Source organism: Arsenicicoccus sp. oral taxon 190, from assembly GCF_001189535.1.
Lineage (GTDB): Bacteria > Actinomycetota > Actinomycetes > Actinomycetales > Dermatophilaceae > Arsenicicoccus.
The window spans coordinates 1,882,767-1,898,392 of record NZ_CP012070.1 but is presented as its reverse complement, the minus strand read 5'-3'; the positions used below and the strand labels follow the sequence as shown (position 1 = coordinate 1,898,392).

The following is a 15,626-nucleotide window of genomic DNA, read 5'->3' as shown; positions in this document are numbered from 1 at the left end:
CCGCAGGACGGCTCCAGGATGGCAGCCTGGCCCGTATGCCGGTCCCGCCCCGCCCGACGGGTGCTCGCTCGCGTCGGGCCTGTCACCCACGGCGGTGAGGGCCTACCGGCCGTACTCGATGGTGATGCTGGTGAAGCTGGCGATGATCTGGGTGCGCAGCTGCACGGGCGCGGCCTCGCAGGCGCACCCGCGGCGGATCAGCGCCTTGAGCGCCTGGTCGCGGTGGTACTCGTCGAGGCAGGGCGGGCACTCGCGGACGTGGCGGGCGAACTCCGTCGCCTCCTCGTCGGTGAGCTCCCCGTCGAGGTACTCGAAGACGTGGTCCATGAAGTTGGAGCAGTCCATGTGGTCGCCCATCACCGCTCCTCCCCGTCCGTGGCGGAGGCCGGCTCCGGGGTGACGAAACCACGCTCGATGGCGTAGTCGGTGAGCAGGTCGCGCAGCTGGCGACGCCCCCGGTGCAGCCGCGACATCACGGTCCCGATGGGGGTGCCCATGATCTCCGCGATCTCCTTGTAGGCGAAGCCCTCCACGTCGGCGAGGTACACCGCCAGCCGGAAGTCCTCGGGGATCTCCTGCAGCGCCCGCTTCACGTCGCTGTCGGGCAGGTGGTCCAGGGCCTCCATCTCGGCGGAGCGGTTGCCCATCGACGTGTGCGAGCCGGCGCGGGCGAGCTGGTAGTCCTCGATCTCCGAGGAGTCGGACTGCTGGGGCTCGCGCTGCTTCTTGCGGTAGCTGTTGATGTAGGCGTTGGTCATGATGCGGTACAACCAGGCCTTGAGGTTGGTGCCCGGCTTGTACTGGTGGAACGCTCCGTAGCCCTTGGCGAAGGTCTCCTGCACCAGGTCCTCGGCGTCGGCCGGGTTGCGGGTCATCCGCAGCGCCGCGCTGTAGAGCTGGTCGAGGAACGGCAGCGCCTCCGCCTCGAAGCGCGCCTGTCGCTCCGCGACGGTCTCGGTAGCCACGTCGATGTCAGTCATCGGGGCCAAGCCTAGTCCCGCGGCTCCTGGCCGGTGGGCGATGTCCAGCGACGGGTGGTCCGCGGTGGGCAGGACGGGGGTGACGAGCACAGCAACTCCTCGGGCGGTCGGACCCCTCGGTCAACCTCGGGGGTCCGGGACGCATTCCCGCCCCCGGCCCCCGCTGCTCGCGGCCCGCCTCGGGTCACCCGTCCCTCACAGCACCTCGCCCGTGGTCGGGTCGACGACCCCCTCGAGCTGGTCGGCCGGAGCCGGGTCCAGCAGCTGCGGGCCGTTGTTGCGCACGTTGTTGACGGCGGTGCTCACGGCATACGCCTCCAACCTGCCCGGCTCGGCGAAGTCGAGGTAGGGCTGCACGTGCTCCGGGGCGCGGGCGTCGGGGTCGAGCCAGTCGGCCCACTGGTCGGGCTCGAGGACGAGGGGCTGCCGGTCGTGGATCGTCGCCATGTCGGGGTCGGCGCCGGTGGTGATCACGCAGTAGGTGGTGAGCCACGCGCCGGGGTCCCCGTCGGGCACGGACCGGTCCCGCCAGAACTCGTACAGCCCCGCCATCACCACCGGCGCCCCGTCGGCGCGGTGGATGTAGAACGGCTGCTTGCGCGGCTTACCCTTGGCGTCCACCGCCGACGGGGACCGCTGCCACTCGTAGTAGCCGTCCGCGGGGATCAGGCAGCGTCGGGCAGCCGCGGCCTTCGCGTAGGCGGGCTTGGCGAGCAGCGTCTCCGCGCGGGCGTTGATCATGCGCGTGCCCACCGAGGGGTCCTTCGCCCAGGCCGGGACCAGGCCCCAGGCGAGCATCCGCAGCTGGCGGGTGGGGCGCGCGTCCTGCTCGTGCTGCTCGTCCCCCTTGTCACCCCCCTTGGGGTGACGGGTGACCACAATCGGCGCCAGCGTGGTCGGGGCCACGTTGTAGTTGGGGGTCACCCCGGCGGGCTGCGCGTCGGGCGACGCGGCCGTGCGGACCGGTTCCCCGGTCCGGTCCTCGTCGACGTCCAGCACCTCGACCAGCTCGGCGACGTCCTTGCTCGCGGCATACCGACCACACATGTGACCCATCATGACGGCTCCGGCCCTCGCCGGGGCGTCGTCCGTATGCCGTTCCCCCGAACCCGGCGCCCCCGCCCGACCCGACGCCCCCGCCCGACCCCGTGCCGTCGCGCGGCCTCATTGACTACGCTGGGGCCAGCATCTGCACCTCGACCTAGGACCCTTGTTGACTGCCTCCGCGGACTCCGACCATCCGGCCTTCCTCACGCCCGCGTCCTCACCCCCCGGTGCCACCCACCCGGCCGACTGGCCGGCGCCGACCGTGACGACCTCGGTCGACGCGACCGCGGTCCTGCCCGGCAGCAAGTCCATCACCAACCGTTTCCTGGTGCTCGCGGCGCTGGCCAACGACACCTCGCGGATCCGCCGGCCGCTGCGGTCGCGCGACACGCTGCTGATGGCGCAGGCCCTGCGTGACCTCGGCGTCGACGTCCGCGACCACGAGGGCGACGACGCGGACTGCCCCGACTGGATCATCGAGCCCGCCCCGCTGCGCGGCCCGGCGCACCTGGACGTCGGGCTCGCAGGCACGGTCATGCGCTTCCTGCCGCCGGCGGCGGCGCTGGCGGACGGCCCCGTGACCTTCGACGGCGACCCGCAGGCGCGGACCCGCCCGGTGGGCCCGGTGCTGCAGGCGCTGCGCGACCTGGGCGCCGAGGTCGACGACGGCGGTCGCGGCGCGATGCCCTTCACGGTCCGGGGCACCGGGTCGGTGCGCGGTGGCACCGTCACGGTCGACGCCTCGGGCAGCAGCCAGTTCGTGTCGGCGCTGCTGCTGTCCGGCGCGCGGTTCGACCACGGCGTCACCGTGCACCACGTCGGGAGCACGCTGCCGAGCGTGCCCCACATCCAGATGACGGTGGAGGCGCTGCGGGACGCGGGCGTCATGGTCGACGACTCCGAGCCCGAGACCTGGCGGGTCGACCCGTGCGAGATCAACGCCCTGGACGTCACCGTCGAGCCCGACCTGTCCAACGCCGCGATGTTCCTGGCGGCCGCCCTCGTCACCGGCGGCCGGGTGCATGTGCCGGGGTGGCCGCGGTTCACGACGCAGGCCGGGGACCACGTCCGTCTCGTCTTCGAGCAGATGGGGGCCGACGTCGAGCTGGACCGCGACGGGCTCACCGTCACGGGGCGCGCCCTACACGGCATCGACGTGGACCTGCACGACGCCAGCGAGCTGACCCCGGTCGTCGCCGCCGTCGCCGCCCTCGCCGACTCCCCCACCCGGATCCGCGGGGTTGGCCACATCCGCCACCACGAGACCGACCGCATCGCGGCCCTCGCCACCGAGCTCGGCCGCCTCGGCGGAGATGTCGCGCAGACCGACGACGGGCTGGTCATCCATCCCCGGCCCCTGCACGGCGGCCTGTTCCGCACCTACGCCGATCACCGTATGGCGATGGCCGCTGCCGTCCTCGGGCTGCGCGTCCCGGACATCGTCATCGAGGACGTCGCCACCACCACCAAGACGCTGCCCGACTTCGTGCGACGCTGGTCGACCTTCGTGGCCGAGGGCACCCAGGTGGCGTCGGCCACCGAGCGGGCCGGCTTCTTCTCGGGCGCCTCGCGCGGGCGGCGCCCGTGAGCCGACGGTCCTACGACGAGAGCGACGTCCGGATCCGCCCCAACCGGCGCGGCTCCCGGCCCCGCACCAAGGACCGTCCCGCCCACGACGACGCGGTGGACGCGCTGGTGACGGCCGTCGACCGGGGCCGCTACACCACGCTCGTGGACGAGGGCGGCCCGGGCGAGCGCATCGTCACGGCCATGAAGGCACGCGAGCTCGGCCGCAAGGGCATCGTCGTCGGCGACCGGGTGGGGCTGGTCGGCGACCTGCGCGGCGGCCCCGACCACCTGGCCCGGATCGTGCGCCAGCACCAGCGCAGCTCGGTGCTGCGTCGCACCGCCGACGACACCGACCCGGTCGAGCGGGTGATCGTCGCCAACGTCGACCAGCTGGTGGTGGTGACCGCCCTGGCCAACCCCGAGCCGCGCCCGCGGATGATCGACCGCTGCCTGGTCGCCGCCTACGACGCGGGGCTGGAGCCCATCCTCGTGCTGACCAAGGCGGACCTCGTCGACCCGGCACCCTTCGCCGCGGCCTACGCCAACCTGCAGGTCCGGTGCATCGCCACGTCCACCCTGCCGGACACCGACGAGCTGGCCGTCGGCGCCACGCTGCCGGAGCTGCTCGCCCACACCCACGGCGTCGACGAGCTCCGCGCCGCCCTCAGCGGCCGGGTCAGCGTCCTGGTCGGTCACAGCGGCGTCGGCAAGTCCACCCTGGTCAACCTGCTCGTCCCGCAGGCGCAGCGGGCCACGGGGCACGTCAACGACGTCACGGGCCGGGGGCGGCACACGTCCACGTCGGCGGTGGCGCTGCGGCTGCCGGACGACGACGGCTGGGTCGTCGACACCCCCGGGGTGCGCAGCTTCGGGCTGGCGCACGTCGACCTGGCGCGGATCATCGACCACTTCCCCGACCTGGCGCCGGGGACCGCCGAGTGCCCGCGTGGCTGCACGCACGACGAGGAGGAGTGCGCACTGGACGCCTGGGTCGCCTCCGGTCAGGCGGGCCCCGGGGGTGCCGCCCGCCTGGACTCGCTGCGTCGGTTGCTGCGTGCCCGGTCCGGCGCCGACGAGTAGCCGGCGCGGCGCGCCGCCGCGCCAACCCACCGCGTCAGCCGCACGGTGAGCCACACTGGCCGGATGGACCTGCAACGACGTCCGTTCGAGGAGACGATCGGCGAACGCGACCTCACCCACTGGCGCACCCCGGCCGGGCGGTCCCTCGCCCGCGCCGTCACCCGCGCCTCCACCTGGACCCTCGGCACCTGGGTCCTGCTCGCCACCCTCGCGCTGGGGCTCCTCGTGACGCTGACGCTCACGGCAGGCGCGGCCGAGACCTACGAGGCGGTCGTCGCCGGCGACGGGGTCGCCGGCCTGGACCGGCCGGTGCTCGACCTGGCCCTCAGCCACCGCTCCGCCGGCCTCGACAGCGCGCTGACCACCTTCACCGACATCGGCGGCCCGGTCGGGATGCCCGTCCTGTCCCTGGCCCTGGTGGCGATCGCCGCCCTCACCTGGCGGTCCTGGGCTCCGCTGCTCCTCACGGTGCTCGCCGCGGCGGGGTCGCTCGCCATGACCATCCTCGGCAAGCAGCTCGTCGGCCGGGTGCGCCCCCCGCTGGCCGACGCGGTCCCGCCCTACGAGCACTCGGCCAGCTTTCCCTCCGGGCACACGCTCAACACGACGGTCATCATCGGGGTGCTGACCTACCTGCTGCTGACCCACCTGCACCGCAAGCGGACCCGCACCCTCGTGCTGGTCCTGGCGGTGCTGTGGGTGGCGGCGATGGGCCTGTCCCGGGTCTTCCTCGGTCACCACTGGTTCACCGACGTGGTGTGCGGCTGGCTGCTGGGGCTCGCGTGGGTCACGGTGCTGGTCACCTGCCACCGGCTCTGGCTCACGCTGGTGCGTCACCACTCGCGCCGCACCGACGAGCGCGTGGCCGCCTGACCCCGGCCCGAGCAGCGCGCCGTGTGCCGGGGGCCGCGGCATACGGGATAGTTTGGGCCGGTGAGCCCCTCCTATGACGACGACGTCCGCCTGGCCCACGTGCTGGCGGACTCGGTCGAGCGCGTGACCATGGCCCGGTTCAAGTCGGAGTCGCTGGTGGTCGACACCAAGCCCGACCTCACGCCGGTGACCGACGCCGACCGCGACGCCGAGGAGCTCATCCGCGGCCAGCTCAAGCGCACCCGCCCGCGGGACGCGGTGCAGGGCGAGGAGTTCGGGACCACGGGGCACGGCCCGCGGCGGTGGATCATCGACCCGATCGACGGCACCAAGAACTACGTGCGCGGCGTCCCCGTCTGGGCCACCCTGATCGGGCTCGTCGACGGTGACCAGCCCGTGATGGGGCTGGTGTCCGCGCCGGCGCTCGGCCGCCGCTGGTGGGCCGCGCAGGGGTCGGGGGCCTGGACGGGGCGCAACCTCTTCTCCGCCAAGGCGATCCACGTCTCGCAGGTGTCCCGGGTCCAGGACGCGAGCCTGTCCTACGCCAGCCTCGGGGGCTGGGCCGACATCGACCGCCGCGACGCCTTCCTGGAGCTCATGGACGACTGCTGGCGCACCCGGGCCTACGGCGACTTCTGGTCCTACATGCTCGTGGCCGAGGGCGCCTGCGACCTGGCGGCCGAGCCCGAGCTGCAGGAGTACGACATGGCCGCCCTCGTCCCCATCGTCACCGAGGCCGGCGGGCGGTTCACCTCGCTCGACGGGTCACCGGCCCCCTGGGGCGGCAACGCGGTGGCCACCAACGGGCTGCTCCACGACGAGGTGCTGCGGCGCCTGGCGTGACCGGGCGCCGCAGCTCCGTCATCGCGGCCGGACCTCGACCTCGCCGCGCCCCAGCGCGCGCAGCTGCTCGCTGACCTGCGCCGCGTCGCCCACGACCACGACGGTCCAGCGGCCCACCTCGGCACGCCCGTATGCCGCCACGAGCTGCTGCTCGTCGAGCCCCCGGGTCTCCTCGAACATCTGCGTTACCCACGCCGCGGGGAGCCGCTCGAGGGCCAGGCCGGCCGCCTCGTCGGCCACCGCGTCGGCGGTGGCGTAGCGCGCGGGCGCGGTCATGCTGACGAACGCGACGCCGCTCGCGACCTCCTCGGGCGTGAAGCCCTCGCGGGCCTTCTCGAGGATGTCGAGCAGCAGCCCGAGCGACTCCCCCGTCACCTCGGCCCGGACCGAGCCCGACGTGATGAAGAGGCCGTCCTCGGCCCGCGGCACGAAGGCCGCGCGCAGGCCGTAGGTATAGCCCTTTTCCTCGCGCAGCACCGCGTCGACGCGAGCCTGCGGGGCCCCACCGACCAGGAAGCTGAGGACCGGGTAGGCGCCCCAGCCGTGGCGGCGGTCCGGCCCGAGGCACCCGACGTAGAGCTCGGACTGCACCGATCCCGGGCGGTCCACCACGACGATGCGCGCGGCGTCGTCACGGCGGCGCGGGGCCTGCGGCGGCACCGGGGCGACCCGCTGCGGTCCCCACGCGCCGAAGCTGCGCTCGACCAGGTCGAGCACCCGCGGCACGGGGTCGTCACCGAGGGGGCCGAGGTCACCGGTGACGACGAGGACGGACCCGGTGGGGCCCACGTGGTCCGCGTGGAAGTCGCGCACCGCGTCAGGGGTGATGGCGCGGACCGTGTCGGGGCTGCCGGCGGCCGGCCGCGAGGCCCGGGACCGGGGGTCGTAGAAGGTGCGCGCGAACTCCCGGGTGGCACGGGACCGGGGGTCGGCGGTCTCCTGCTCGATGTCGGCGAGCCGGCGGCGGCGGGCTCGCTCGACCTCGTCGTCGGGGTAGGCCGGCCGCTGGACGCACTCGGCGAAGAGCTCCAGCCCCCGCTCCAGCCGGGCCACGGGCACGTCGAGCTCCAGGACCAGCCCGAACTCGCTCGTCGAGGACCCGAGCGCCACCCCGGCCTGCTCGAGCAGCTGGGCGAACTCCTCTGCGCCGTGGTCCAGGGTGCCCTCGTCGAAGGTACGGCTCAGCAGGGCCAGCAGCCCCTCCTGCTCCTGCGGCTCCTGCGCCGGGAGGGCGGGGACGGCGAGCCGCACCGACGCGACGTACTGCCCGGGGATGTCGAACACCTGCACCGTCAGGCCGTTGGCCAGCACGTGGGCGACCGGCTCGGGGAAGGACCAGGGGCCCGGGGGCACGACCTCCGGCCGCGGGGCCACGGTGGTCGGGTTCGGGGACGTCGTCGAAGTCGTGGTGCTCGTCGTGGTCGTGGGCTGGTCGCTCATGCCGTGGTTCCTTCGTCGTGGGCCGCCCGGTCGTCGAGGTCACCCGGCTCCTGCTCGCCGTCCGCCTCGGACGGGGTGGCCGTCTCGGTGCCGGGTGCGGCGCTCTCGTCGCGCAGGTGGGCGACCACGGCTCGGTTGCGCGGCTGCAGGTAGGTCCGCGCCGCCTCCTGGACCTGCTCTGCCGTGATCGTCGCGATGCGGTCGAGGAAGGTGTTGATGAACGCGCTGTCGCCGTGCAGCGCGGCGTGCCCGCAGATGGTGTCGGCGCGCTCGTCGGCGGACGCGAGGGCGCTCAACCAGGCGCGCTCGCTCTGCGCCTGGACCGACTCGAGCTCGAGCGGGGTCGGCCCCGCCTCGCCCAGCCGCTCCAGCTCCTCGCACAGCGCCGCCTCGGCGACGCCCGGGTCCACGCCCTCCGCGACGTCGATGCTGATGAACCCCACGGAAACCCCGTCCACCAGACCCCACGAGACTCCGTGGACGCTGTTGGCGAGGTGCTCGCGGCGCACGAGCCGGGTGTAGACGCGGGAGGTGGACAGCCCGGCGAGGACGTCCAGCGCGGCCGACGCGGCATAGAACTCGTCGGTGTCGTCGACGGGCAGCCGGAAACCGACGAACAGCCGGTCGCTCGGCACGTCGTCGCGGCGCTCGAACCGGACCGGCTCCGACAGCGGCGGCAGCGGGGCGACCGACTCCCGCCCCGCCGCCGCTGATGCCGGCAGCTCGCCGAAGTAGCGCTCCGCCGCAGCGAACCCCTCCTCGGGCGTCAGGTCCCCGACCAGGGTCAGCGTCGTGTTGTTGGGCCCGTAGTACCGCTGGAAGAACTCGTGGACGTCCTGCAGGCTGGCGGCGTCCAGGTCCTCCATCGAGCCGATCGTCGGGTGGTGGTAGGGATGCCCCTCGGGGAAGAGCGACGCGTAGAGGTCCGCCAGCGCGAAGCCATAGGGCTGGTTGTCGTACCGCTGCCGCTTCTCCTCCTTGACCACGTCCCGCTGGTTGTCCAGGTTCTCCTGCGTGACCGCCGCCAGCAGGCGACCGTGGCGGTCCGCCTCGAGCCACAGGGCCAGCTCGAACGCTCCCCGGGGCACGGTCTCGAAGTAGTTGGTGCGGTCGAACCACGTGGTGGCGTTGAGCCGGGCGCCATGGGCCATGAGGACGGCGAAGTGGTCACCGGACGGCACGTTGGCCGACCCCTGGAACATGAGGTGCTCGAAGAGGTGGGCGAACCCGGTGCGGCCCGGCGTCTCGTGACGGGATCCCACACCCACCCACAGGTTGACCGTGACCGTCGGGACCGAGTGGTCCTCGTTGACGATCACCCGCAGCCCGTTGGCCAGCGTGCGCTCCTCGATCTGGTAGTTCAGCGGCATGCGGACCACCCTAGGCCAGAGGCGCACCGGGCACGGACTCGACGGACTGATGCTTGCGTGACGGGGCACCCGCCGCCACAGTGACATCCAGGAGTGCCGCACGGGCGCTCCCTTCCTGGAAGGACACCCCCATGGCTGTCTCGATCGACCTGGCCAAGCAGCTGGACAAGGCCTACGAGGACAAGTCGCTGCGCGAGATCCTCGCGGCCCCGCGGCCCCTCCCTCGGCCCTCGCCGGCCTCACGGAGAAGGACGACGCACGGCTCGCGGAGCTCGGCATCAAGACCGTCCGCGACCTCGGTTCCAACCGCTTCTTCGCGGTCGCGGGCGTCCTCGTGGCACTCGAGGGCCATCTGTGAAGTCCTGACGGATCCGGACATGCAAGAAGGCCCCGGACCAATGGTCCGGGGCCTTCTTCTGAAATGTTGTCCGGCGGCGTCCTACTCTCCCACACCGTCACCAGTGCAGTACCATCGGCGCTGTCAGGCTTAGCTTCCGGGTTCGGAATGGGACCGGGCGTTTCCCTGACGCTATGACCGCCGTAACTCTATCGACTTCACCACCCACCACAGGGTTTGTGTGTCGGGAGCTACACAGTGGACGCGAGCAATCTTCGGGTCAAGTCATCGGCTTATTAGTACCGGTCAGCTCCACACATTGCTGTGCTTCCACATCCGGCCTATCAACCCAGTAGTCTAGCTGGGAGCCTCTCACCCACAAGGGGCATGGAAACCTCATCTTGAAGCGTGCTTCCCGCTTAGATGCTTTCAGCGGTTATCACTCCCGAACGTAGCTAATCAGCGGTGCCCTTGGCAGAACAACTGACACACCAGAGGTTCGTCCATCCCGGTCCTCTCGTACTAGGGACAGCCCTTCTCAAGTTTCCTACGCGCACAGCGGATAGGGACCGAACTGTCTCACGACGTTCTAAACCCAGCTCGCGTACCGCTTTAATGGGCGAACAGCCCAACCCTTGGGACCTACTCCAGCCCCAGGATGCGACGAGCCGACATCGAGGTGCCAAACCATGCCGTCGATATGAACTCTTGGGCAAGATCAGCCTGTTATCCCCGGGGTACCTTTTATCCGTTGAGCGACGGCGCTTCCACAAGCCACCGCCGGGTCACTAGTCCCGACTTTCGTCCCTGCTCGACATGTCTGTCTCACAGTCAAGCTCCCTTGTGCACTTACACTCGAAACCTGATTACCAACCAGGCTGAGGGAACCTTTGGGCGCCTCCGTTACCCTTTAGGAGGCAACCGCCCCAGTTAAACTACCCACCAGGCACTGTCCCTGATCCGGATCACGGACCGAGGTTAGACATCCAGAACGACCAGAGTGGTATTTCAACGATGACTCCACACACACTGGCGTGCATGCTTCACAGTCTCCCACCTATCCTACACAAGCCGTACCGAACACCAATACCAAGCTATAGTAAAGGTCCCGGGGTCTTTCCGTCCTGCTGCGCGTAACGAGCATCTTTACTCGTAGTGCAATTTCGCCGAGCTCGCGGTTGAGACAGTAGGGAAGTCGTTACGCCATTCGTGCAGGTCGGAACTTACCCGACAAGGAATTTCGCTACCTTAGGATGGTTATAGTTACCACCGCCGTTTACTGGCGCTTAAGTTCTCAGCTTCGCCGTGAGGCTAACCGGTCCCCTTAACGTTCCAGCACCGGGCAGGCGTCAGTCCGTATACATCGAATTACTTCTTCGCACGGACCTGTGTTTTTAGTAAACAGTCGCTTCCCCCTGGTCTCTGCGGCCACTCACGCTCAACACGCAAGGTGCGTCACGATCATGGCCCCCCTTCTCCCGAAGTTACGGGGGCATTTTGCCGAATTCCTTAACCACGATTCACTCGATCGCCTTGGTATTCTCTACCTAACCACCTGAGTCGGTTTGGGGTACGGGCGGCTCAGTCCCTCGCTAGAAGCTTTTCTCGGCAGCATAGGATCACCCTCTTCCCGCATACGCGGTCACTATCAGATCTCACCCGAATGGCATGCGGATTTACCTACACACCGGGCTACATCCTTAGACGTGGACAACCATCGCCACGCGGCGGCTACCTTCCTGCGTCACTCCATCGCTTAACTACTACTGGCTCAGGTCACCTCATCCACTCCTCACCCACCCGAAGGCGGTTAGAGAAGCTTCACCAGGTTTAGTATCACCAGCCTCGCTAGGGGCGGTACTGCGCCGGTTCCGGAATATCAACCGGATGTCCATCGACTACGCCTGTCGGCCTCGCCTTAGGTCCCGACTTACCCAGGGCAGATTAGCTTGACCCTGGAACCCTTGGTTATTCGGCGGACGGGTTTCTCACCCGTCATTCGCTACTCATGCCTGCATTCTCACTCGCGTAGCGTCCACGACTGGATCACTCCGCCGCTTCACTCGCCACACGACGCTCCCCTACCCATCGACACGCCTGAACCACAAACGGCTTAGCAATATGTCAATGCCACAGCTTCGGCGGTGTGCTTGAGCCCCGCTACATTGTCGGCGCAAAATCACTTGACCAGTGAGCTATTACGCACTCTTTAAAGGGTGGCTGCTTCTAAGCCAACCTCCTGGTTGTCAAGGCAACTTCACATCCTTTTCCACTTAGCACACGCTTAGGGGCCTTAGCTGGTGATCTGGGCTGTTTCCCTCTCGACTACGGAGCTTATCCCCCGCAGTCTCACTGCCACGCTCTCACTTACCGGCATTCGGAGTTTGGCTGACGTCAGTAACCCGGTGGGGCCCATCGGCCATCCAGTAGCTCTACCTCCGGCAAGAAACACGTGACGCTGCACCTAAATGCATTTCGGGGAGAACCAGCTATCACGAAGTTTGATTGGCCTTTCACCCCTACCCACAGCTCATCCCCCCAGTTTTCAACCTAGGTGGGTTCGGTCCTCCACGCGGTCTTACCCGCGCTTCAACCTGGCCATGGGTAGATCACTTCGCTTCGGGTCTAGACCCAGCGACTCAAACGCCCTGTTCGGACTCGCTTTCGCTACGGCTACCCCACGCGGGTTAACCTCGCCACTGAGCACTAACTCGCAGGCTCATTCTTCAAAAGGCACGCTGTCACCCCACACAGAGGCTCCAACGGATTGTAAGCGCACGGTTTCAGGATCTATTTCACTCCCCTCCCGGGGTACTTTTCACCTTTCCCTCACGGTACTTGTCCGCTATCGGTCACCAGGGAATATTTAGGCTTAGCAGGTGGTCCTGCCAGATTCACACGGGATTTCTCGGGCCCCGTGCTACTTGGGATACTCGCCCACAGTCTCGAAGATTTCAGCTACAGGGGTGCCACCTTCTCTGCCCGGCCATTCAAGACCGTTCGCCTATCCACGAGATTTCTTACTGCGCGCCCGCATGTCAGTACGGGCCGGCAAGTCCCACAACCCCGACCGTGCAACCCCTGACAGGTATCACACACGACCGGTTTAGCCTCATCCGCGTTCGCTCGCCACTACTGACGGAATCACTGTTGTTTTCTCTTCCTGTGGGTACTGAGATGTTTCACTTCCCCACGTTCCCTCCACACACCCTATATATTCAGGTGCAGGTGACTGGACACAAACTCCAGCCGGGTTCCCCCATTCGGAAACCCTCGGATCACAGTCTGGTTATCGACTCCCCGAGGCTTATCGCAGATTCCTACGTCCTTCATCGGTTCCTGGTGCCAAGGCATCCACCGTGCGCCCTTAAAAACTTGGCCACAAAGATGCTCGCGTCCACTGTGTAGTTCTCAAAACACAAACCCCAACCACCTACACACCCAAGCACACGCTCGAGCTATCAGCAGTCCAGGCAAAGACCCCAGACCCCCACCCAGCAACCCCCACAACGAGGAGCCACCAGAACAGGGAAACCGATGTCTCAGGACCCAACAGCGCGCCACGACCACCACCCCCACCAGACGCTTTCCACACCCACCCCCAACAAGGGCGAGCCGTACTCACAACCAGCAGAACCAGCAGCCAACCATTCGATGTTCCACCCATGAGCACCCCCACCACACACTCGGTGATGAAGAGGCAAATGCTCCTTAGAAAGGAGGTGATCCAGCCGCACCTTCCGGTACGGCTACCTTGTTACGACTTAGTCCCAATCGCCAGTCCCACCTTCGACGGCTCCCCCCACAAGGGTTAGGCCACCGGCTTCGGGTGTTACCGACTTTCGTGACTTGACGGGCGGTGTGTACAAGGCCCGGGAACGTATTCACCGCAGCGTTGCTGATCTGCGATTACTAGCGACTCCGACTTCATGGGGTCGAGTTGCAGACCCCAATCCGAACTGAGACCGGTTTTTTGGGATTCGCTCCACCTCGCGGTATCGCAGCCCTTTGTACCGGCCATTGTAGCATGCGTGAAGCCCAAGACATAAGGGGCATGATGATTTGACGTCATCCCCACCTTCCTCCGAGTTGACCCCGGCAGTCTCCTATGAGTCCCCGCCATCACGCGCTGGCAACATAGAACGAGGGTTGCGCTCGTTGCGGGACTTAACCCAACATCTCACGACACGAGCTGACGACAACCATGCACCACCTGTACACCGACCTTACGGGGAGCACATCTCTGCACTTTTCCGGTGTATGTCAAGCCTTGGTAAGGTTCTTCGCGTTGCATCGAATTAATCCGCATGCTCCGCCGCTTGTGCGGGCCCCCGTCAATTCCTTTGAGTTTTAGCCTTGCGGCCGTACTCCCCAGGCGGGGCGCTTAATGCGTTAGCTGCGGCACGGAACTCGTGGAATGAGCCCCACACCTAGCGCCCAACGTTTACGGCATGGACTACCAGGGTATCTAATCCTGTTCGCTCCCCATGCTTTCGCTTCTCAGTGTCAGTTATGGCCCAGAGACCTGCCTTCGCCATCGGTGTTCCTCCTGATATCTGCGCATTTCACCGCTACACCAGGAATTCCAGTCTCCCCTACCACACTCTAGTCTGCCCGTACCCACGGCAAGCCCAACGTTAAGCGTTGGGTTTTCACCGCAGACGCGACAAACCACCTACAAGCTCTTTACGCCCAATAATTCCGGACAACGCTCGCACCCTACGTATTACCGCGGCTGCTGGCACGTAGTTAGCCGGTGCTTCTTCTGCTCCTACCGTCACTCTCGCTTCTTCAGAGCTGAAAGAGGTTTACAACCCGAAGGCCTTCATCCCTCACGCGGCGTCGCTGCATCAGGCTTCCGCCCATTGTGCAATATTCCCCACTGCTGCCTCCCGTAGGAGTCTGGGCCGTGTCTCAGTCCCAGTGTGGCCGGTCGCCCTCTCAGGCCGGCTACCCGTCGTCGCCTTGGTGAGCCACTACCTCACCAACAAGCTGATAGGCCGCGAGTCCATCCTCCACCACAAAAGCTTTCCACCCCCACCCCATGCGAGGGAGGGTCATATCCAGTATTAGCCCCGGTTTCCCGGAGTTATCCCAGAGTGAAGGGCAGGTTACTCACGTGTTACTCACCCGTTCGCCACTAATCCACCCAGCAAGCTGGGCTTCATCGTTCGACTTGCATGTGTTAAGCACGCCGCCAGCGTTCGTCCTGAGCCAGGATCAAACTCTCCGTAGAAAATTCAAACCCCAGCAAACAGAACAACAATCTGACATTGCTGTCCGTCTACCAAAGGAACCTCAAACGAGGTAAAACTTGGCATCAAATTTCGGCACGCTGTTGAGTTCTCAAACATCGGACGCACACATCGTCCGAGCGGCTTGGCCGCTCTCGCTCCGTGGCAACTACTCAAACTTACTTCGTCTGCTTCGGCGTGTCAACTTGCCCTCCGCACCCTGTCGGGCCCGGCGATCGAGTGTCTGCGCTGAGAGCAACTCGTCTAACTTACTTCGTGCGGGCCACTGTGTCAACTTCGCGTCCTCGCCTCCTTGCGGAGCGTGTCTGCGTCGTGTGCTCCGTGGCCGGGGCACGAGGGAAGACAGTACACACTCCCCCGGGACGGTCCAAATCGGGCGTGGGGGCAGGGCGATCGTGCTCGGCCGGGCCGCCGGGGCCCTGGCACCCGGCCCCAGCGCGACGACCGGACCGGACCGGCCCCGGACCGTGGCCGAGAGGAGCCGAGGGTGCGGCGAGCCGGGGCCGGAGCACGACCGACGCCACCCGATCACGACCGGATTGACCGGAGCACGACCGACGCCACCCGATCACGACCGGACCGACCGGAGCACGACCGACGCCACCCGATCACGACCGGACCGACCGGAGCACGACCGGAACGTCTGCGGAGCACGACGAAGGCCCGGACCGTGTGGTCCGGGCCTTCGTCACGCCGATGCGATTGGTAGCGGGGGCAGGATTTGAACCTGCGACCTCCGGGTTATGAGCCCGGCGAGCTACCGAGCTGCTCCACCCCGCGTCGGTATGACCACAGGTTACGTGAACGTGGACAGCAGGTGCAAATCGCGGCG

General features: G+C 67.4%; 9 protein-coding genes, 1 tRNA gene and 3 rRNA genes. 4 read left to right on the top strand and 9 right to left on the bottom strand.

Translation table 11 applies throughout. The features are described 5' to 3' along the window. Positions 1-102 precede the first annotated feature (102 nt). From rsrA to ADJ73_RS08905, 3 genes are all read right to left on the bottom strand, one after another. Positions 103-357, bottom strand: a complete 255-nt coding sequence (gene rsrA, locus ADJ73_RS08915) for a mycothiol system anti-sigma-R factor (protein ID WP_050347983.1) — start codon at positions 355-357, stop codon at positions 103-105. Next, positions 357-980 carry a sigma-70 family RNA polymerase sigma factor gene (locus ADJ73_RS08910; protein WP_082177142.1) on the bottom strand — a complete coding sequence of 208 codons (624 nt, stop codon included), beginning with the start codon at positions 978-980 and terminating at the stop codon, positions 357-359. The genes rsrA and ADJ73_RS08910 overlap by 1 nt, the downstream gene beginning before the upstream one ends. Positions 981-1,175: 195 nt before the next feature. Continuing rightward, on the bottom strand, positions 1,176-2,027 hold the full coding sequence (locus ADJ73_RS08905; RefSeq protein ID WP_050347982.1) for an SOS response-associated peptidase: 852 nt from the start codon (positions 2,025-2,027) through the stop codon (positions 1,176-1,178). A 166-nt stretch (positions 2,028-2,193) separates the two neighbouring features. Between ADJ73_RS08905 and aroA the strand changes: the two genes are divergently transcribed. From aroA to hisN, 4 genes are all read left to right on the top strand, one after another. After that, positions 2,194-3,615: a 3-phosphoshikimate 1-carboxyvinyltransferase gene (gene aroA / locus ADJ73_RS08900; protein ID WP_082176854.1), complete on the top strand. Its 1,422-nt coding sequence runs from the start codon at positions 2,194-2,196 to the stop codon at positions 3,613-3,615. Continuing rightward, the gene (rsgA, locus tag ADJ73_RS08895) at positions 3,612-4,676 is read left to right on the top strand and encodes a ribosome small subunit-dependent GTPase A (protein ID WP_050347981.1); all 1,065 of its coding nucleotides are present in this window, start codon (positions 3,612-3,614) and stop codon (positions 4,674-4,676) included. The genes aroA and rsgA overlap by 4 nt, the downstream gene beginning before the upstream one ends. A gap of 63 nt (positions 4,677-4,739) precedes the next feature. Continuing rightward, positions 4,740-5,549: a phosphatase PAP2 family protein gene (locus ADJ73_RS08890; RefSeq protein ID WP_050347980.1), complete on the top strand. Its 810-nt coding sequence runs from the start codon at positions 4,740-4,742 to the stop codon at positions 5,547-5,549. Between the two features lie 60 nt (positions 5,550-5,609). Next, on the top strand, positions 5,610-6,392 hold the full coding sequence (gene hisN / locus ADJ73_RS08885) for a histidinol-phosphatase (RefSeq protein ID WP_050347979.1): 783 nt from the start codon (positions 5,610-5,612) through the stop codon (positions 6,390-6,392). Between the two features lie 18 nt (positions 6,393-6,410). Here hisN and ADJ73_RS08880 read toward each other — a convergent pair whose 3' ends face one another. The 6 genes from ADJ73_RS08880 to ADJ73_RS08850 all read right to left on the bottom strand — a co-directional run bounded on the left by ADJ73_RS08880 (position 6,411) and on the right by ADJ73_RS08850 (position 15,574). After that, the gene (locus ADJ73_RS08880) at positions 6,411-7,832 is read right to left on the bottom strand and encodes a M16 family metallopeptidase (protein WP_050347978.1); all 1,422 of its coding nucleotides are present in this window, start codon (positions 7,830-7,832) and stop codon (positions 6,411-6,413) included. After that, entirely contained in the window at positions 7,829-9,202 is a 1,374-nt protein-coding gene (locus tag ADJ73_RS08875; RefSeq protein WP_050347977.1) for a M16 family metallopeptidase, read from the bottom strand. Before ADJ73_RS08875 ends, ADJ73_RS08880 begins: the two co-directional genes overlap by 4 nt. A 426-nt stretch (positions 9,203-9,628) precedes the next feature. Beyond that, positions 9,629-9,745: ribosomal RNA gene (rrf, locus tag ADJ73_RS08865) — 5S ribosomal RNA — on the bottom strand. Between the two features lie 70 nt (positions 9,746-9,815). Continuing rightward, positions 9,816-12,920, bottom strand: a 23S ribosomal RNA gene (locus ADJ73_RS08860). A 334-nt stretch (positions 12,921-13,254) separates the two neighbouring features. Beyond that, positions 13,255-14,775, bottom strand: a 16S ribosomal RNA gene (locus ADJ73_RS08855). The 16S, 23S and 5S rRNA genes sit together here, the layout of an rRNA operon. A gap of 722 nt (positions 14,776-15,497) precedes the next feature. Next, a tRNA-Met gene (locus ADJ73_RS08850) sits at positions 15,498-15,574 on the bottom strand. Between the last annotated feature and the right edge of the window lie 52 nt (positions 15,575-15,626).